We start from the raw sequence: 19466 nt of genomic DNA on the forward strand, positions 1-19466 counted from the left end.
TGTTGTCGTGCTTTTTTCAGTTTTATCAAGTTAAGAATAGCGGTATTTTCAACCTTGCTAAAGTGTAATAATACCAAACTAAGCAGACTAGCCAGAGAATATGGATAAGTCTATCAGATGCTGTTGCGTATACTATGGATGAACATAAAAGGGATACCGTGCTTAACTGCACGGTGTTTTTGTTTATTTATGCTTACATCCCTTGGGGATGAGTTAATGTGGTATCCCGGTGACGACTCCTAATACGATGTTTCATTCTATTGGCAATGTCTGTGTAGTGCTGCAGGTGAAAAGCTTTTGCTATTCGCCTGCAGTTTTTTTTATTTGAAGATATTTTAAGGCTATAAAGGAAGTTTAATCAAAGGACCTCAAAATTGGGCACTGAAGGGAGGCTTTATAAAATATGTTTAGCAGAAAGTGTACTCCAATGTATAATGATCAAGGATGAATCCAGCTTATCAAATAATTTTGGGATGAACTTAAGCTAAGCATGGATGAATTCAAGCAATCATCCCTTTGCAATTAGCTGAATTCAAATCATTTACATATAGCGATTTCCTGCACGTCAGAAGAAAGGAGTTAAAAAATGAGTGTCATAAATGTTAATAATCTATCCAAATCCTATAAAATTCATGAAAAGCAGCAAGGTGTAATAAACACTCTAAAAGATTTATTTAATCGTAAATATGTATACAAGGAAGCTGTCAGTAATCTGACCATGACAATAGAAAAAGGTGAAATTGTAGGGCTTTTGGGAGAAAATGGAGCAGGTAAGACCACCACACTTAAAATGCTCACCGGCATTTTATACCCTACATCCGGCAAAGTTACTGTTTTAGACTATGCTCCTACTCAAAGAAAGAGGGAATTTCTCAGAAAGATAGCTTTTGTTATGGGCAATAAGAGTGAGATAAACTGGGATTTGCCGGCTATTGATACCTTTAGATACCAGAAGCTTCTCTATCAGGTGCCGGATGAGTTATATAAAAAGAATATAGATATGCTGGCAGAAATGCTTAATGTCAAGCATTTGTTAAACATCCAGCTGCGCCGCCTTTCTTTGGGTGAACGCATGAAAATGGAGCTGATAAATAGCTTTCTCTACTCCCCGGAGATTGTCTTTCTTGATGAACCTACGATTGGACTGGATTTAGACAGCCAGCTTGCCATAAGGAAATTTCTGCGCGAATACAGGGAGGAGAGAAAAACGACCATTATTATCACAAGCCATTATATGGATGATATTGAGGAGACCTGTGACAGGGTTATCCTATTGTCTAAAGGAAGCAAAATATTCGATGGTGCCATCAGCGAAATATCCGGGCTGTATTCGGCCAATAAAGTCCTGCAGCTGGTATTTAACCAATCAATCAATCCCCATGAGTTTTCAAAGTACGGGGAGATTATTGAATTTAAGGATAATGCTCTTAAGCTGATGATCGAAAAAGAACAATATGGAAGTATCGTTACTGAGTTGATCCATCAAAACAAAAACCTTGTTGATATCTCCATAACCAATCTGCCTTTTAAGAATATCGTCCATCAGATTATGGTGGAAGGGAGAGTATCATAGATGCGAAAATATCTGTATAGCTTCAAGCTGTACTTGTTAGCATCGCTTCAATACCGGTTTGACACGGTGCTGGGACTGATAATGTCTAATATCAGCATGCTCATTACAATATTCTTCTGGATAATCATTTACCGCAGCAATGGAACAGGCGAAATCAATGGGTATTCAATTGCTGACATGATTACGTTTTTTGTTATGTCAAGCTTATTTCGCACATTTATACTGAGCAGCGGCGGGTTTGAAATCTCAGATATGATAAAGAGCGGAGAGCTGGGCAAAGCCCTCATCAAGCCGCATAGCATAAGCATGTTTCTATACTGGAAACATCTTTCCAATGCCTTGTTTGAATTCTTGAAGCAGTTTTCATTTTTACTGCTGGTGGTACCTTTTTTTGCACGGTACTTAACATGGGATTTATCAGTGTCCTCAGCAGTCCTAGTAATTATATACCTGGTGACAGCGACGGTAATCAGTCATCTCCTTTGGTTGCTGCTGGGGATGATGGCTTTTTGGCTTGAGCAGGCACAAGCTGTTATGTGGTCCTTTGCCGTTATATTAAATTTTCTGTCAGGAATGTTCATACCCCTGGATTTCTTTCCGCGCTGGAGCGTTAGAGTATTGGAACTGATGCCTTTTGCTGCCTTCAGCTATATACCGGCCAAGTTGTATATGAATCAGTTATCCGTCGCAGAAGGTGCTTATTTGCTGATGGTACATATATTGTGGATTTTCGTTTTGATGGCTTTAAACCAGATGGTTTGGAGAGCGGGAACCAAAAAATACTCTGCAGTTGGTGGATGAGGAGGTATTTGATGTATTACTTAAATCTTTTAAAAGAACAGATAAAGCTGTCATTTATGTCGGTTGCCATATTTAGAGCAAACTTTGCGCTTATGCTGTTGCAGAGCATTATAAATTCGGTATTGGGCGTATTATGCGTTGAGTTTATTTATCTTCATGTGGATTCCATAGCTGGCTGGTCCCGGAATGAAATGATTATTCTGTATTGCACATCAATGATTGTAAACCAGTTATACCGAGGGTTGATAAACCCAAATCATATGAATTTCATTGGAAGCGTATCCAGCGGGAGTTTTGACAGGATGCTTATAAAACCAATCAGTATAATTTTCCAGATAAACACTGGCAGTATAGATTATTCAAGCTTTTTGTCCTTGATTGCGCCCATAGTCATTTTATGCTGGAAAATCAGCTCGCTGGATGTCAGCATTCCAAGACTTAATGTCATTTTATTTCTGGTTTTCTTAATAAACGCGGTTATTCTATTGACTTCGTTTATGATGCTTCTATATTCATTTGCTTTTAAACATGTCAGGGTTTATGGGCTAACAGGAATTTACTTTATATTGATGTCCATATCAGAGAAACCAAGAGAAATATTTTCTTACAAAGCAGTAATGTATGCTTTCGTTTTTCTTATTCCATCTGTCCCACTGGCAAATGTTCCGGCATCTTTGCTTCTTAGCAAAGGTAATGTTCCGGAAACGATTGCTGCGGCTGTTTCAGGGATGCTATTTTTCCTGCTTTCCACTGTGGCTATAAAAAAAGGAATGAGGAGTTATTCCAGTGCAAGCAGCTAAGCTGGCAACTACAGAATATGGAAAGTGGGATTTTGATAAAGGAATCTATTCTTAACTTTTAAAGTTAGGAAGGTGCCGATATGCCAAGCAGTAGATGAATAAAAGAGAAGGAAAACAGTTGACGAAAGGAGCTTAGCCAATGCCATACAGGAATTAATTCTTTATGTACTTTATATGCACTTAAATTTATATAGATTGACTTTGAAAGGATTGAAAGAAATGTCTAGATGCGAGATTTGTGATAAAACTGTTAACTTTGGAAAGAAAGTCAGTATAACACGGTCACATGTCAGCAGAAGGTCCAGCCATATGCAAAAGCCTAATGTTAAAAAGGTAAAAGTTAATTTTAATGGAGTGGCAAAAAGCATGTATGTTTGTACCAGATGTCTCAGGTCTAACCGGGTGATCAGAATAAGGAATTAGAATGCTGGGGGAGAAATCCCCCGGCTAAAATCTATGGATAGTCAGGTAATGTTAATTCATGATATATTTGTCTCATCCAAAATGAACCAACTGAACAGTTAAAGACAATATATTATTGGAATAGCTATTCCGGGTGAATGCGAGGGCTCTTACCGAGTACCCCAAAAGTTCATCTAAAATGCAATATTGCATTGCAAAAGCTGCAGCAGTAAGAACAAAAATAGGTTTGTGCCATGCGGAGAGGAGAAAAACATTGGACAATATGGATATCGATAGCCTTGTGATGCTGTATGGTAAAGCTGTTTACGGATTCTGCCTCAGGCTTGCTAAAAACAAGGATAATGCTGATGACCTGTATCAGGAAACCTTCTTAAAAGCGATGGAACTGGGCACTAAAATTGATAAGAGCAATAACCCGAAAGCCTTTCTCATTTCCATTGCGGTCAGGTTGTGGAAAAATAATCGCCGAAAGTATGCCAGACGCCAAAGAATAGCGCCTGAGGGAGAACTGAACGAAGAGATAGCCAGCAGCATCATGTGTACCAATACATCAACACCGGAAGAGATTGTCATGTTAAGAGAACGGTGCGCGGTAATACGGACTGCGGCGGATAAACTCAATGACAAGCTTAGAATACCGCTATACATGTATTACACTGCAGAAATGTCTGTGGAAGATATAGCATCAGCGCTTAGGATTCCGCAAGGTACCGTGAAAAGCAGGCTCCACAAGGCTCGAAAAAATCTGAAAAATGTATTGGAGGATTATTAGTATGGACAAAAATGAACAACTGGAAAAATTGTTGAAGCAGGCTCTTTCTTCGACGGCTGAACCTAGCGAAGCTCTAAACCTAAAAATCAAGTACAGAATAAAGGAGAGAAAAGCTATGAAACCAGTGCGTAGAAGAATAGCAGTTGCCCTTATTGCTGCCTTTACCCTTATAATGTCGGGCTCGGCCTTTGCTGCCTGGAAGCTTCTCAGCCCGAAACAGGTTGCAGAAAATTTCGGAGATAAAACCCTTGCTAAAGCTTTTGACAGTGAAAATGCTGTTCAAATCAATAAATCCGTAACTTCCGGTGATTATACCTTTACACTGCTGGGAATGACCTCCGGCAAGAACTTAAGCGATTTTAAAAGCTCCGTACAGGATATACATCCTGACAGAACCTATGCTGTCGTTTCAATTGAAAGGAAGGATGGGAGTCCGATACCTGCAATGAGTGATGAAAATTACAATGAACCTCCATTTATCGTCTCTCCCCTCATAAAGGGGCAAAAACCCTGGCAGGTGAACATATTCACCATGAATGGCGGATACAGCGAATGTGTTGTGGATGGGGTCATTTACAGAATGATCGAATGCGACAGCATTGAGATGTTTGCCGACAGAGGGGTGTACCTTTACGCCGGTATAGGGAGCTTCATCGACAATCAAACGGTAAGCTACAATGAAGAAACCGGTGAAATCACGCTTAATGCAAATAATAAGGAGGCTGGTGCACTTTTTGAGTTGCCCCTTGACGTGAAAAAAGCAGACCATGAGAAAGCTGAACAGTACCTTAAGGATTTATTAAATCCTGCCTCCGAATCCATAACAGGGGATGAGACAGTCAACGACAGTGAATACGTTTCCGACTGGGGGAGTGAATTTGCTAACGGTATTGTAATACCTGAATCCATAAAGGAAGTTACTTATGATGAAAACGGATTGGCGTGCTATGAGTACAATGGCAGTAAAGTAGGAATCTCCTTAGACTTCCTTTTTAAAGATGGAGAAGCAGGAGTATGGAAAATAGTGTCCATAAACGGGGATGGGGAAGATCAAATTGCCATTCAGTTTATGAAGGATGAAAATGGCGTAGTGACAGGCAGGGCAGTGAAAAAGGCAAAATAATCGAAAGCGGGCATTAGGGTAAACTGACGATGCAAATCGTATATAAAAAGGGACTTAGCCTCGAAAGGTCAAGTCCCTTTTATTTATATTAATTGCTAGGCTTCCAAAAAGCTCAAACATATTACTCCTATTAGGGGTAAGGTCTGATGTATCAGCCTATAAGGAAAATCAAACAAAAATAAACGCAAAAATCAAAAGTCAAAATCAATAGCAAAATTAAAAGAAAAACATGACGCTGCTTTTTTGGATTGACAGGTCGTGGCATTACTTATCCTTTGAGGTATTCAAGGTGCTCATGGATAAAATAAATATAAATTAAAGTTTCCTTTGACAATGTCTGGAATGGCTTATATAATAAAGCTGATGCAGTATACTGCAAATAATAAGATTTGGCACGAAAGGGGCTATGTTAATGACTGTAGGCAATGTAGAGGTGATTTTTGCTAATTGAATATTGGCAAAGGTACACAGGAACACCTTATGATAGGTTTTGTTTGTGTTGCCTATGCAGCTTCTTTCGAGCAACCTGAATCGTGTATTTAACAAGTAACAGCACGCATTGGTAGCGTGTTTTTTGTTGCTTTTGTTAATGGTAAGTGGACACATCTTTGTGAACAGGAAATATTCCTTTTACGTTAAGGAACATCCCCTTTTTATTGAAGGGACACATATCGGAAAGATGAAAGCCCCTTTTAAACCCGCAGGTGGTCGTTATCTGCGGTTTTTTATATGCTTTTTAAGTTGCGGAATAATCTGTTATTATGGGGAGTGTGATGATTATGACAAAAAAGAAAGGCACTTACGATTATATGAAGGAAATCAGAAATTGCTGGGTGATAAACCCTCGAACCAGGGTGCAGGAAAATGAAATCAAGAGCAAAAAGAAACGCAGACAGGAGGAAAAGAAAATGATAAGGGAGGGGAGCATTTATGAGGAAATTTGAACGTTGCGAAAGGCTGTATAAAGAGAACGAAAGGTTTTTTAGCGATAACGAAAATATAATGCGAGGACCAAATGCCTTGTGGCTTATAGAGATATTATGTGAAAAGATGGATTTAAAGCCAGGCATGCGAGTATTGGATATGGGTTGCGGCAAAGGTTTAACCTCAATATTTTTGGCAAAGGAGTTTGGAGTAACGGTATTTGCCAATGACCTTTGGATAGATCCCACAGATAACTACAAACGCTTTGTTGAAATGGGAGTTGAGGACAAGGTTTTCCCGATCCATGCTGAAGCTCACAATCTTCCATATGCTGATGGATTCTTTGATGCAGCTATAAGCATTGATTCCTACCATTATTATGGCACTGATGAAACTTACTTTCCGGATATTTATGCAAAGCTGGTAAAACAAGGAGGCCAATTTGGAATGGTAAATCCAGGACTGACGAGGGAATTCAGCAATGGGTTGCCGGAGGCTATGAAGCCATATTGGGAGCGCAATATGTATGCATTTCATAGTGCCAGGTGGTGGCGTGATATGTGGGAGAAAACCGGCCTTGTAGATATTAAATTTGCCGAGGACATACCCGACGGCAAAGCATTATGGAGAAAAACGGCTGATTTTGAGCTTCTTGATGCGGATACCGAGAACTATCTGACGCTTGTTTTGATCACAGCAATAAAGAAATAAAATATAGAGCTGATGGAATTTATGATGGAGGGAATTTGATGTTGGATAAATTATTATTCCTTGCGCAAAAACCTGCCCTCTGGCAGCGAAGTTGTGAGCCGTTTTGGGACGATGAGCACATTTCAAAGGGGATGCTGGAGGCTCATCTCAACCCGGATTGGGATGCAGCAAGCCGAAGGCACAGTTATATTGACTGCTCAGTAAAGTGGCTTGCAAGCATCATCCCGGAAGGAAGTAAAATACTTGACCTGGGCTGTGGCCCGGGACTTTACACCAAACGATTTTCAGATGCAGGGTATGATGTAACCGGTATGGATTATTCCAGACGCTCGATTGCTTATGCAAAGGAACACGACACTAAAGCAAAATATATATACCAGAATTATTTGGAGATGGATTACGCCGAGGAATTCGATGCAATTACATTGATTTACTGTGATTATGCCGCCCTGATTCCTGATGAAAGAAAAACACTGCTGTCAAAGATACACCTTGCGCTTAAGCCCAACGGTTTATTTATTTTTGATGTCTTTACCGAGAAAACTTTCTATGGAAAAAAGGACCGTACATCGTGGTCATACCATGAAAACGGCGGTTTTTGGAGCGACAAGCCGCATTTATGCCTGGAAGCTGAGTATTATTTTGAGAACAATACCGTTAAAGTAGACAAGACCATTGTAATTACAGAGAATGATTTGCGTGAATATCTTATCTGGGACACGGTATACACTAAACAGACGTTGCTCGATGAGGTGGCGCCTTTTGGATTTCAGATACACGGTATTTATGATGATGCTTGCGGCAGTCCATTTACTGGCGCGGCAGACACATTATGCCTTGTATTGAGGAAAGGATGAGAAAGAAGTGTACTGACATGATCTTCCAATCTTTATTTAATACCCCTCACCGCTTAGAATCTTGCGTTGACTTTGCATTTGCGCATTTTGGCAACCGAGAGCATTATGCATAAAGGCTCATCGACTGCACCAGGTCTGCTGATGGCTTGCCGCAGGGATTTCACAGCCTGCAAATCTGCTTTATGGTGGGGTTGAAAACCATCCTCAAAAACAAGAACTCTTTTTTGAGTGGCAGGAGATCGCAGGTAGAAATAGCATCCTGCCGGCAAGAACAATGGAAGGATTTTCGTCGTTTCATAAAGAAATGTTGGAGTGCCTGTCGGCATTATATATTTAACGAGAACGGGGGTTATTTTCTATGGATTTATTTATCAACAAACTGATGAGCAGTGTTATTGAAATCATACTTTTTGCTTCAATTCCTTTTATCTGGTGGCTGATAGGCGCGAGGAAAAAAGCTGGCTTTTTTGACTGGATAGGATTAAAGAAAATGGAGAAGCATAAGGGGACTATTCCGCTTATTATAGTAATTACAGCTGTTTTTTGCGCTGTATCCATTGTTATTCTGTACATGATCCGAGATGTGGAAACAGCATCGTCAGGATTTGACGGACTTGGAGTTAAAGCCATACCTGCAATATTGGTATATGCAATATTCAACACAGCGCTTCCTGAAGAAATGATGTTCAGAGGCTTCCTGTTAAAAAGGATAGCATCTAGAGCCGGTTTTTCCGCAGGGAATACGATACAAGCGGTCGTATTTGGGCTGATGCACGGTATCATGTTTGTGGCTCATGTCGGAATGGCGAAAGCAATTATAATAGTCATATTTACCGGCCTTATCGGTTGGGTTATGGGATATATAAATGAGAAGAGATCCGGCGGCTCGATATTATCAAGCTGGATTATTCATGCGTTGTCCAATATTTTTTCGGGCCTTGTTTCAGCCTTTTCACTTTTATAATCAGTGGGGTAACGCACTTTATTCATAATTATGATTTCACACAGCGATGAGTCAGGCGATATTGAGGGGGTAAGCAATGGTACCTATGGCTCCAGAGCTGAAATAGCAAAAATTCTTTATGATTTAATCTCTATGTAAGTTTATACATGCACTAATATAATTTCCATAAGTCGTAGATTTCCTAAAAGCAGGCCGAAGCTTTTTAAGCCCAGCAGTTACATGACCAAAACCAATGCTCTAGCAAAGGGGATGCAGTCATGGTCATTCGGCTGCGTCATCCTTTACCTGCATACTTTGATGTGATGGTAAAGATGAAGCTATTGCATGATTTTTAATGAAAACCTCCAGTTAAAGTCATTGACATAAAAATGCAGCAATAATGCAAAAATCGAGAAGATAAATGAGCTTGATTCAAAACGTTGAATCAAGCTTTTTCTTTTCCCACCTCTGCGCGTGCAGGCACTCGGTCCCATATTTGTAAAGTTATACCCTAAAATTGTCAAATCTCAAACTTACTGGTATCATTATAATAACAGAAACGACATGTATGCCTTAACAGGCTTTGATTATATACCGACAGAGAATGGAAAATTGATATAAGCTATGGAGAAATTAGTTATTGGAATATTAGCACATGTAGATGCAGGAAAAACAACACTATCTGAGAGTATGCTTTATCTGAGCGGTAAGATCGGAAAATTGGGAAGGGTAGACAACAAGGATGCTTTTTTGGATACCTATGACCTGGAAAAAGCAAGGGGGATTACCATATTCTCCAAACAGGCCATATTTGAAATAGGGGAAACTCAGATCATTTTACTGGATACCCCAGGTCATGTAGATTTTTCTGCTGAAATGGAGAGAACTCTTCAGGTGCTGGACTATGCCATTTTGGTGATAAGCGGCGCAGATGGGGTACAGGGGCATACCGGGACATTATGGCGGTTGCTGCACATATATAAGATACCTGTTTTTCTATTCGTCAACAAGATGGATCAGGCCGGGACGGATAAGGACAGATTGATGAATGAATTAAAAAAGCATCTGGATGACGGATGCATTGATTTTGGACAAGTTGGGTGGGATGCCTTTTACGACCAATTGGCCATGTGTGATGAAGCAATGATGGAGGAATACCTGGAAACAGGGTGTGTTGAAACCGGGAGGATCAAAAAAGCTGTTCGGGAGCGCAAAGTATTTCCATGCTACTTTGGTTCGGCTTTGAAACTAGACGGTGTCGAGCAGTTTATGCAGGGTATTGTAAAATATGCGATTATCCCCCAATATCCTGATGAATTCGGAGCAAAAGTATTCAAGATATCAAGGGATGAGCAGGGAAACCGTCTTACACACATGAAGCTTACCGGAGGAAGGCTTAAGGTAAAGGATGTCTTAACCAATGGCATCTGGGAGGAAAAAGTCAATCAAATACGCATATATTCCGGACAGAAATACCAGGCAGTGAATGAGGTTGAGGCAGGCTCTGTATTCGCAGTAACAGGGCTCAGCCAAACAAGGCCCGGGGAAGGATTGGGGATAGAGAAAGCTTCCAGCACACCAATATTGGAACCTGTTCTATCCTATCAAATCATACTTCCGGAAGGCTGTGATCCAAGGGTGATGCTCCCTAAGCTGCGCCAGATTGAGGAGGAAGAGCCGGAGCTTCATATTGTTTGGGATGAGCAGCTGCAGGAAATTCAGGCACGGGTTATGGGAGAGGTGCAGATCGAAATTCTGCAAAGCCTTATACAGGAGCGTTTCGGTGTTGCGGTGGCCTTTGATGCCGGAAGGATAGTGTATAAAGAGACCATTGCCAATGTGGTGGAAGGGGTAGGACATTTTGAACCCTTGAGGCATTATGCGGAGGTTCACCTGTTATTGGAGCCGGGCGAACCGGGAAGCGGCCTGCAGTTTGGGACACAGTGCAGTGAGGATATACTGAGCAAGAGCTGGCAGAGACTTATATTGACACATCTGGAGGAAAAGGTCCACAAAGGGGTTTTGACAGGGTCAGCGATTACGGATATGAAAATCACTTTGGTTTCCGGGAGAGCGCATAACAAGCATACGGAAGGCGGTGACTTCAGAGAGGCCACCTACCGTGCCGTTCGTCAGGGACTAAAGGAAGCGGAATCAGTATTGCTGGAGCCTTATTATTCCTTTAGGCTGGAGCTGCCGGAGAAGATGATAGGAAGAGCCATGAACGACATTGAGAGAATGCATGGCGTATGCGAAATATCAAGCACCAACGGGGAGATGGCAGTCCTTGTGGGGAGCGCTCCTGTTGTTACCATGAGAAATTACCAGAAAGAGGTGGTTTCCTATACCAAGGGCTTAGGAAAGCTGTTTTGCACTCTGAAAGGCTATGAGCCGTGCCATAATGCTGAAGAGGTCATAGAAAGCATCGGATATGATTCGGAAAGAGACGTAGAGAATCCGACAGGTTCCGTATTTTGTGCCCATGGCACCAGCTTCCTGGTGAGTTGGGACGAAGTAAAGAATTATATGCATATTGAGAGCTTTCTTCAAAAAAAGGAGGACTTGGAGGAAGAAGCTGCCGCAAACCAGGTGCCGTACACAGAGGAGAAGAATATCAGTTTGGAAGAGATTGAGCAGATTATCAACAGCACCTTCTATGCAAACCGGGGGAAGAAATCTGTCTGGAACAGGCGCAAGAAAGTCCGTGAGAATTATGACAGGCCTGCTGCCTATGTTAAAAAACAGAAGGAGCCCAAAGAGGAATATCTCCTGGTGGATGGGTATAATATTATCCATGCATGGCCGGAACTGAAAGAACTGGCTGATGAGGACATGGAAGCAGCCAGGGTGAAACTGCTTGATCTTCTGAGCAATTATCAGGGAATTCGGAAATGCCATATTATCATCGTATTTGATGCTTACCGTGTTGAGGGACATGCTGAGGAGGTAATCAAGTATCACAATGTCCATGTGGTTTTTACCAAAGAGGCTCAAACGGCAGACCAGTATATCGAAAGATTTGCCCATGACAATCAGACCAAATACGATATAATAGTCGCAACTTCGGATGGTCTGCAGCAGATTATCATAAGGGGAGCGGGATGCGCTTTATTGTCTGCCAGAGAACTTAAGATCGAGGTTGAAAGGGTTAATGAAAGGATAAAGCAGGAGTATGAGGAAATGGGGGCGAGAGATCGCAATCGCCTTATAGACTCATTATCTCCGGAGGCGAAACAGCAGATGGAAGAATTGGCTAAAAAACAGGATGATGATTCCTCAAACAGCCAGTGAGTTTAATAAAAGTTCAGCCATTGATTAAAAAAGTGAAGAATAGCAAATGCAATCAAATTTGATCTTTAAGAAGCCCTACTTCCTCAAATTAGGAATATAGGGCTTTAAGGACTGAACTGCTGTATAAAAATGGTACGTTTTACCTAATAAAACATACCATCGGATTAATTATGCAATAGGCAGCTCATTTTTTGCAGTCATATAATCGTTAAAAAATGCAAATGGTTAAAATAAATGAATATCTTATAAATAGGTTCTAATCATGGCGGCTCCGATGACGATATTGACCATCGGATACATAAATAATCAGCTTGCCATCCTCAAATTTAATGAAGGGATTGACGGCTGTTTTTATGCTGTCTTCCTTGTCTTTAATAAAATACCCGGTTTTGAATACTGAAAGAAGTATACCCACCAGACTCATATTTATTAACAGATAAGAGCTGCTTTGTGAGATCAATGGCAAAGAAAGAGGCCCAAAAAGTTGAAATCCCAAATTTACCGATATGTAAAATATGGTCTGGATTGCAAAAGTTAAGGTTATCGCTGTCGAGACCAGCTGGGCAAGCACGCTTTTCTGTTTTAGACAGAGCATAAATGTACGGACAATAAACAATATTAAAAGCGCTGCAGTAATGAAAAAGACCAGCCATCCGAATCTATGAATTATGTATGTGATCAGCAGATCGCTATTTATGCCTGGTAGAATCTGAGGTGCGGATACTCCCTGGAAATACTCAGGCACATTGCCTTGTCCTATGAATTGGGCACCCGATAATAGCTGCCTTATTATGGCACCGGTGTATCCTTTGCCGTGAGGGTCGATGGATGGATTTATAGCAAGGGCAATTCTTTCTGATAAAATACCGCTGGCAAATATCGCTGCCAGAACCCCTATCACCGGCAGGTAAACGAGCAATAAAGCATAGAGCTTTTTCACACCGAACCAGCCTTTTGATATGGCTATAGTAAGCACAATAAGGCAGGAGAGAGTGAGAAGTACGCATGAAGAAGTGCTCGGGATAACCATGGATATAATAAAGGATACTGCGAAAAGTATCCCACAGCCAATAATCCCGGTATAGCCCCTGTTTCTCATGCTATAAACAACTCCTGCAAACAAGGTTGGAAACAATAAAAGCAAATAGGAGGCATATCTGTATCTTCCCAGGGCAGGCTTTGACAGGCCAATCAAAAATACGATTACCACTGCTAACAAAAGAAAAACCGTTTTTGGATGTTTCCCGAGAACAGTAAAATCCATATGGTAAAACAGAACCATCAAGCCTAGCCCCACAAGGGTAAAAAATAATTGCTTATTGAACAACTCTATGCCGTTTAATTCCTGAGGGGAGGTAAAAGATCTTATAACAGTTCCTGTAATAAGCAGCAAGGCCGTTAATGCGATGATCGACCATTCGGGTTTCGGTCTATGTGTGCGGTCAAGCTCCGTACCCACTATTACCGGGTCGCCCATCTGCTCAAGGGCCTTTATTGTTGCAACTTCCTCATCAATGCCTTGAGCCTTATAAGCTTCTTTCTGATCGATAATATGATTTTCGATTTCCTCCCAGATATCGGCATGAATTTTCTTGCACCGTATCTGACTGCAAACTGTTTCTAAATATTGCTGTACTTTAATATGACGTTGCAAGCCCTGCACCTCCTTGCAATACGTGATTTACAGCAGTGAAATAATTTTGCCATTCGGCTTTCTTGTCAGCCAGCAGTTTCCTGCCCTTTTTTGTTATGCTGTAGTACTTCCGCATTCTGGCGCCGTCGGCATTTTTATCATAGGAAGTAACCATTCCCTGCTGTTCAAGACTGTGAAGTAAAGGATAAAGTGTGCCGGCTTTAAGGTTAAAGGTATCATTGGATCTCTTTGACAGCTCTTCAATCATCTGATATCCATACATATCCCTGTCTTCCAGCAGCCTGAGTATAAGCATTGTTGTACTGCCACTTAACAAGGTTTTATCAATTGGCATGGAATTGTCACCCTTCCTTTCATATATAGATGATCTATATATAGGATATATCGATCATCTATATATGTCAAGAGATAATATTCCGAGTTTTACCTTTTCCCACGAGGTTTACAAGGAAGGGGCTTCCCAATCCAGGCAGGGTATGGCTTTTCTCTACGCATCAATAAGTCGAAATATTGCCTAGCTACCGGTGTAGTAAGGTTGGGCCTTAGAGAATGATTGCAGCTTAATACCGGAATAGCTTAATGCTGGAGTAAGTTGAGAAGGGGCCAGAGCAAGAAAGCTGCATACAGGAGTTCTAAGGGTAAATGTCAGCAGTAAACTCACTAAGGTACTGAATATAAAGGCATGAAAATCTAAAGGGCTGAAAATGGCATAAAAAATGTGATTCGGGTTTCACCGCTCCGATAGAGATAAATGCAGGTATTTCTCGCTGTTTGTCAAATGAGATGTCAGATGTGTTATTATTCCTTCCACTTATATTATATCATAAGTAAAATTTTTTTTATAGACTTATCATTTACATTTTATACCTGTATGATATAAGAAGCGCATCTATTTGGAATTATGCATTATTTCATCAGCGAAAAGGGTAACTTAATTTTGCTTTGCTATTTAATTACTTAAAAAATTGCTGGAAGACTAAATTTCCCCGAAATGCGGCAAATTGGCCCAATAATTGATCAACCATGTTCTTGCGGCAACAAAAGGCCGGTTTAAGCGTCACTGGGGAAGATGAAGCAGGCTTAAAGTCGTTGTTTTCCAGTATAGCAACATAGTACTAATAAACATACTAAACTCATTCCAAGGATTATGCCCTGACACAAAGCAAATAAGTTATGTATATTCAACTGTGCTGCTTTGGAGTATCTGACGTCATTGTAAAGCATATATGTTTGTATATGACCGTAAGGATTTCAAAAGGATAATAAAAAATCATGTAAGCTGAGTTTATTAAAAAACCCAGATAAAGTTTAATGGAGGGATGAAAATGCATCCGGATTGGGAAAAAGAAGTTGAGAGGCTTGAATATGTAAAACAGGTAATTTTAGATGTATTGAACGTGAAGATCAGCAAGAGCGCTGAGTATTCCAAAGAGATGAGGGCTATAAATAAAGAGATGTGGGAGGAAACAGGGGCTCTTAACGGACAAAATTCGATTTTAAAGATTCCTTCTTTCCTGCAGGACATAAATTTCTTGAAACGAAATATTGCGGACTCGGCTAGAAACGAAAAGGAAATTAAAATGCTTGAGAGGCAGCTCGTTTCACCATACTTTTGCAGGATTGACTTCAAAGAAGATGGCGAATGTGCAGAAAGCTTCTATATTGGCATCTATGGATTGCGTGATATTAATAATGATGAAATATTGATTTATGACTGGCGGGCACCGATCAGCAACATGTTTTATGACTTTGAGCCTGGTCCGGCTTCATATGAATGCCCTGCAGGATTAATCGAGGGAGAGCTCCTTCTTAAGCGGCAGTACAGAATTGATAGAGGTACTCTTTTATGGATGTTTGATACCAATGTCGCTATAGAGGATAAGATTTTACAGGATATTTTGGCCGGAAGTACGGATGGCAGGATGAAAACCATTGTCAGCACAATACAGAGGGAACAGAACCGGGCAATCAGGTATGGAAGCAAACGGGTACTCGCGGTCCAGGGAGCTGCCGGAAGCGGAAAAACTTCAATAGCGCTGCATAGGGCTGCATACTTGCTTTATCGTGACCGTAAAACTATTAAGGCCGAGAATATCAGATTATATACCCCAAGTGGTATTTTTGCCGAATATATTTCCGATGTTTTGCCTGAGCTGGGTGAGGATGATATTCCATGCAATACGTTAACCGGGCTTGTTCAAAGCACTCTGGGAGATTCGTTTAAAAAATATGAGACATATACGGAAATGATGGAATGGCAGCTTTCACAGAAATCCATCGATGAGAAAAGCGGCCAATTGGAGTCAATGGGCTTTAAAGCTTCAGAAATATTTACAGCCATGCTGGAGAAGTATGCTGCGGTTTTTGAGAGCAAAATGATACACTTTGAAGATATTGCTATAGGTGATGCTATTATTGCTTCCAGGGACGAGCTGGCGGATCTTTTTTATAATAGCTTCAGCTACATGCCTGTTGCCAAAAGGCTTTCCCGCATAGAAACATATGTGATGACACGCATCAATGAATATATGAAGCAGAGAAAAAAAGAAAAGATTGATGAGTTTGCCAATTCAGAAGAATATATGGACGAAAGTGAGATCAAAGCCAGAAGCCGTATTGCTGTAAAAAGAGAATCGGAAACAGCAATAGAAAAAGTGAAAAACATGATCTCTATTGACATAGTCAGGCTATATCAAAGATTATTTAAAGATGATGAGATTTGGAGACTATGCGGAGGGCCATCCTCTGAGAAAATACGCAAAAGAACTGTAGAAGCCTTGGATAACGCTATCCTTTTATATGAGGATCAATCGCCAATACTTTATCTCATGGCACTTCTTGGGATGCTGGATGCAGATAAGGATGCGAAGCATGTAATGATAGATGAGGCCCAGGATTATTCGTATATAACATATAAGCTATTCTCAAGGTTTTACCCTAATTGTGGAATCACACTTTTGGGTGATGCCAGCCAGAATATAAATTCTGCCTTCGGCATAGGAAACCTGAAATTGGCAGGGGAACTCCTTGACCCGGACAGCTTGGAGTATACCGAACTTAGCAAGTGCTACCGCTCTACAATTGAGATAATGGAGTTTGCCTCGCAGATACTGCCTACAAAGGCAATACCCTATGGAAGGCATGGTAAGAAGCCTGAGGTAATGACTTCGCCGACGGTTGACGGTGTGTGCGGTTTGGTCACGGATTGCATAGGCAATGCAAAAAAAGATGGTTACAGCTCTATCGCCATTATCTGCCGTAATCTAGGCAGTTGCCAGCGAGTATATAGACATCTAAAAACGATTATGCCTGTTCATATCATAGAGAATGAAAATGATCAGATAGAAAAAGGCGTCGTCGTGATACCTTCTTATCTTGCCAAAGGGCTTGAATTTGACGTTGCTGTCGCAGTGATCCTGTCGGAGGACGAATACTTGCATGAGGAAAACCAGCTTTTTTACACCGTTTGCACCAGGGCTCTCCATAGGCTGGATGTCTGCTCTATAGATGGAGCTGGAATCTTAAAAAAGATAGAATCCAAACATGATTGATGTCGTTTACTGGATGCTTTATGAATTAAGGAACCAAATATCTACTATAAATATAGATGCTTATAGTGCAGTGTAGTCTAAATTGTTAAGGTCAATTGAAAAGGTAATTTCCACTTTGCAAAAGTAAATTCCATGGATGCTGTTATCATTGAGAAAAATAGTAATTCAGCGGGTTTTGGATTAGTTTATTTAGGCAAATTTTTAATGCTTTTCAGTCAATAATAGGTTAAAATATGAAGTAGAGGAACAAAGCCAGCCCTTTTTTGGGTATATCAAACTAGAGGTGTGAAGATTAACTAACTTTTTGCAAGAGTAATTTCCACCCTGTTTGTAAATGCTTATAGAGTTGTGGCTGGTGGTGCCTCTGGTTATTTAATATTTATTTCTTAAGAAGGGATGAATGCAGGGTGACATTATCTGTCGGGATGAGTTCTACATTCATCCTTCTTAATATTTCTTCCCCGTAGAGCAATCCAAAAGCCCAATAAGGGGTTTTATCCCCGAGATTCAGTCGACTGTACGAGTTGATATGGTTCATCATAAGAGTTATGTCCCGCTGAGTAAACTCATCAAGAGAAGTACCCTTTGGGATAATGCGTCTAATCAAAGCATGGTTGTTTTCTGCTGCGCCTTTCTGGTAAGGAGCCAGCGGATTACAGTAGAATACACAGGTTCTGCGTTGCCCATGTGAATCGAATTCAATAGCGGACGGATTCGAGAACTCACTGCCGTTGTCACAAAGTAATACCGGGAACAATTTGCGGAAGGTATCCGGGCCTAGTTCCAGGTAAAGCTGATCAAAGATATCAATGACAGATTGGGAGGTATTAGCATCTCTAATGAATGCGAGCATGAGCTGTGGGACAGTAAAATGCAGTGTCAGCAGGACTTTGCCGCCTATTCTTCCTATTACCGTGTCCATTTCCACTACGGGAAGGTCCGGATGCTCTTGCATAAATTTAAGAAAGTCTTGATAAGTTCGGCCTATTCGGCATTTTTTATCCACTTTGAACTGGTCTTTTCCCTTTTTACGTCTGCCCATACGTACAACTCTTGGCATATCGATATTTTTTGCTGTAAAGATACCCTTGTCCACATAGTTGTAGAGTGTGCGTTCATCGAGCATGATTTCATCAGCATGGTTAATGCATATATGGTGGAGTGACTGGCCTTTAATTAGCAGCGGGCTAATAATGGAATCCAATCTTATCGCTTCTTCTTCAGTGATTTGTAAACCCTGACGGCACTCAGAGCGTACTGTCTCGTATTCTCTTTGTGCATGTGTTGCAGAATAAATCCTCTTCTCTAATGTACAAGACTGTTTGTCTTCACAACCATTACAAACATAGGGCGGCTTCGAAAGCTTGGGACAAATTTCCTGTTGATACTCATGACATAGTGATGAACACATGCGAGACTTGCAAGCGCGACAATAACGGCTACAACGCAAACTGCCGCAAAGATGCTTAACAGGGCAACCAATACGATGTTTACAATCATTGAACACTCTTCCATAACAGCCGGTTTTCCTAAATTGGATATGGTTCTTCACTTCCTTGGATATCGTGGTTGGGTCCTTTCCAAGCTCGCGTGCTATGCTTTTGAATGATTTCCTGCTGATTAACCTTTGTTCAATTATATTTCTTTCTTCCTGACTCAAATGTTTAAAGCCACGCATATATGTACCCCCTTCAGAGGCACCACCATATATATCATAGCTTTTTGAGAGACAATATTCCAGCTTTCACAAGAAAATAGGAACAGTGTGATCTTTGCAAAAGTAACTTCCACCTTTCTCATTTCTAGCGATTTGCAAAACTAAATTCCACTGTCTATGAATTTGGGGTGGAAATAACTTTTTCAATTAAACTCTAAATTGTTAAATTTAGACATGTCATATTTATTAAAAACTATTATTGACAGCGAAGATAAACAATGGTATAATCTGCCTAAATCTTTTATCTGAATAAACCGAAGAGCAAGAGAAGTAAGAATTGGTTGCTTGTACAAAGAGAGCCGCCGGTGGTGAGAATGCGGTTACAA

At 40.7% G+C, this 19466-nt stretch carries 15 protein-coding genes and 1 other annotated feature (1 of these 16 only partly in view); of the genes, 12 read left to right on the forward strand and 3 right to left on the reverse strand.

What is annotated here, in order from left to right; genetic code table 11:
- Positions 1-586 precede the first annotated feature (586 nt).
- The 11 genes from CDO33_RS02180 (at position 587) to CDO33_RS02225 (ending at position 12218) form a co-directional block, all read left to right on the forward strand.
- Positions 587-1573 (forward strand): ABC transporter ATP-binding protein, encoded by a 987-nt coding sequence (locus CDO33_RS02180; RefSeq protein WP_103082784.1) that lies wholly within the window; start codon positions 587-589, stop codon positions 1571-1573.
- Entirely contained in the window at positions 1574-2374 is an 801-nt protein-coding gene (locus tag CDO33_RS02185; protein WP_103082783.1) for an ABC transporter permease, read from the forward strand.
- A gap of 11 nt (positions 2375-2385) precedes the next feature.
- Positions 2386-3174: an ABC transporter permease gene (locus CDO33_RS02190; RefSeq protein WP_161496597.1), complete on the forward strand. Its 789-nt coding sequence runs from the start codon at positions 2386-2388 to the stop codon at positions 3172-3174.
- 219 nt (positions 3175-3393) lie between these two features.
- On the forward strand, positions 3394-3597 hold the full coding sequence (rpmB, locus tag CDO33_RS02195; protein WP_103082781.1) for a 50S ribosomal protein L28: 204 nt from the start codon (positions 3394-3396) through the stop codon (positions 3595-3597).
- 262 nt (positions 3598-3859) lie between these two features.
- Positions 3860-4369: an RNA polymerase sigma factor gene (locus tag CDO33_RS02200; RefSeq protein ID WP_242973976.1), complete on the forward strand. Its 510-nt coding sequence runs from the start codon at positions 3860-3862 to the stop codon at positions 4367-4369.
- A 1-nt stretch (position 4370) separates the two neighbouring features.
- On the forward strand, positions 4371-5492 hold the full coding sequence (locus tag CDO33_RS02205; RefSeq protein ID WP_103082780.1) for a hypothetical protein: 1122 nt from the start codon (positions 4371-4373) through the stop codon (positions 5490-5492).
- 779 nt (positions 5493-6271) lie between these two features.
- Positions 6272-6436 carry a hypothetical protein gene (locus CDO33_RS21045; RefSeq protein ID WP_170045767.1) on the forward strand — a complete coding sequence of 55 codons (165 nt, stop codon included), beginning with the start codon at positions 6272-6274 and terminating at the stop codon, positions 6434-6436.
- Positions 6423-7127, forward strand: coding sequence for an SAM-dependent methyltransferase (locus tag CDO33_RS02210; RefSeq protein ID WP_202849534.1), 705 nt, complete (start codon positions 6423-6425; stop codon positions 7125-7127). The genes CDO33_RS21045 and CDO33_RS02210 overlap by 14 nt, the downstream gene beginning before the upstream one ends.
- Positions 7128-7165: 38 nt before the next feature.
- A complete protein-coding gene (locus CDO33_RS02215; protein WP_103082779.1) occupies positions 7166-7984 on the forward strand; it encodes a class I SAM-dependent methyltransferase in 819 nt (272 codons plus the stop codon).
- Between the two features lie 358 nt (positions 7985-8342).
- A complete protein-coding gene (locus CDO33_RS02220; RefSeq protein ID WP_103082778.1) occupies positions 8343-8948 on the forward strand; it encodes a CPBP family intramembrane glutamic endopeptidase in 606 nt (201 codons plus the stop codon).
- Positions 8949-9551: 603 nt separating this feature from the next.
- Positions 9552-12218 carry a translation factor GTPase family protein gene (locus CDO33_RS02225; protein WP_103082777.1) on the forward strand — a complete coding sequence of 889 codons (2667 nt, stop codon included), beginning with the start codon at positions 9552-9554 and terminating at the stop codon, positions 12216-12218.
- A gap of 256 nt (positions 12219-12474) precedes the next feature.
- On the opposite strand, the gene CDO33_RS02230 is transcribed toward CDO33_RS02225, so the two are convergent.
- Together CDO33_RS02230 and CDO33_RS02235 are read right to left on the reverse strand one after the other, a co-directional pair.
- Entirely contained in the window at positions 12475-13872 is a 1398-nt protein-coding gene (locus CDO33_RS02230; RefSeq protein ID WP_103082776.1) for an FtsW/RodA/SpoVE family cell cycle protein, read from the reverse strand.
- Complete coding sequence (locus CDO33_RS02235; protein ID WP_103082775.1) at positions 13856-14206, reverse strand: PadR family transcriptional regulator; 351 nt, start codon at positions 14204-14206, stop codon at positions 13856-13858. The genes CDO33_RS02230 and CDO33_RS02235 overlap by 17 nt, the downstream gene beginning before the upstream one ends.
- A gap of 991 nt (positions 14207-15197) precedes the next feature.
- Here CDO33_RS02235 and CDO33_RS02240 point away from each other — a divergent pair.
- A complete protein-coding gene (locus tag CDO33_RS02240; protein WP_161496596.1) occupies positions 15198-17423 on the forward strand; it encodes a HelD family protein in 2226 nt (741 codons plus the stop codon).
- Between the two features lie 379 nt (positions 17424-17802).
- On the opposite strand, the gene CDO33_RS02245 is transcribed toward CDO33_RS02240, so the two are convergent.
- Positions 17803-19101, reverse strand: a complete 1299-nt coding sequence (locus CDO33_RS02245; RefSeq protein ID WP_103083328.1) for an IS30 family transposase — start codon at positions 19099-19101, stop codon at positions 17803-17805.
- A gap of 287 nt (positions 19102-19388) precedes the next feature.
- Positions 19389-19466 (forward strand) — a binding site (T-box leader); it runs 169 nt beyond the window's last position.

Source organism: Clostridium thermosuccinogenes, from assembly GCF_002896855.1.
Classification (GTDB): Bacteria; Bacillota; Clostridia; order Acetivibrionales; family DSM-5807; genus Pseudoclostridium; species Pseudoclostridium thermosuccinogenes.

What these genes read in the sequence shown, in the direction of transcription:
- CDO33_RS02215 (WP_103082779.1), top strand. Translation starts at nt 7,166, where the DNA reads ATGTTGGATAAATTATTATTCCTTGCGCAAAAACCTGCCCTCTGGCAG.
- CDO33_RS02225 (WP_103082777.1), top strand. Translation starts at nt 9,552, where the DNA reads ATGGAGAAATTAGTTATTGGAATATTAGCACATGTAGATGCAGGAAAA.
- CDO33_RS02220 (WP_103082778.1), top strand. Translation starts at nt 8,343, where the DNA reads ATGGATTTATTTATCAACAAACTGATGAGCAGTGTTATTGAAATCATA.
- CDO33_RS02240 (WP_161496596.1), top strand. Translation starts at nt 15,198, where the DNA reads ATGCATCCGGATTGGGAAAAAGAAGTTGAGAGGCTTGAATATGTAAAA.
- CDO33_RS02235 (WP_103082775.1), bottom strand. Translation starts at nt 14,206, where the DNA reads ATGCCAATTGATAAAACCTTGTTAAGTGGCAGTACAACAATGCTTATA.
- CDO33_RS02210 (WP_202849534.1), top strand. Translation starts at nt 6,423, where the DNA reads ATGAGGAAATTTGAACGTTGCGAAAGGCTGTATAAAGAGAACGAAAGG.
- CDO33_RS02205 (WP_103082780.1), top strand. Translation starts at nt 4,371, where the DNA reads ATGGACAAAAATGAACAACTGGAAAAATTGTTGAAGCAGGCTCTTTCT.
- CDO33_RS02190 (WP_161496597.1), top strand. Translation starts at nt 2,386, where the DNA reads ATGTATTACTTAAATCTTTTAAAAGAACAGATAAAGCTGTCATTTATG.
- CDO33_RS02180 (WP_103082784.1), top strand. Translation starts at nt 587, where the DNA reads ATGAGTGTCATAAATGTTAATAATCTATCCAAATCCTATAAAATTCAT.
- rpmB (WP_103082781.1), top strand. Translation starts at nt 3,394, where the DNA reads ATGTCTAGATGCGAGATTTGTGATAAAACTGTTAACTTTGGAAAGAAA.
- CDO33_RS21045 (WP_170045767.1), top strand. Translation starts at nt 6,272, where the DNA reads ATGACAAAAAAGAAAGGCACTTACGATTATATGAAGGAAATCAGAAAT.
- CDO33_RS02200 (WP_242973976.1), top strand. Translation starts at nt 3,860, where the DNA reads ATGGATATCGATAGCCTTGTGATGCTGTATGGTAAAGCTGTTTACGGA.
- CDO33_RS02245 (WP_103083328.1), bottom strand. Translation starts at nt 19,101, where the DNA reads ATGCGTGGCTTTAAACATTTGAGTCAGGAAGAAAGAAATATAATTGAA.
- CDO33_RS02185 (WP_103082783.1), top strand. Translation starts at nt 1,574, where the DNA reads ATGCGAAAATATCTGTATAGCTTCAAGCTGTACTTGTTAGCATCGCTT.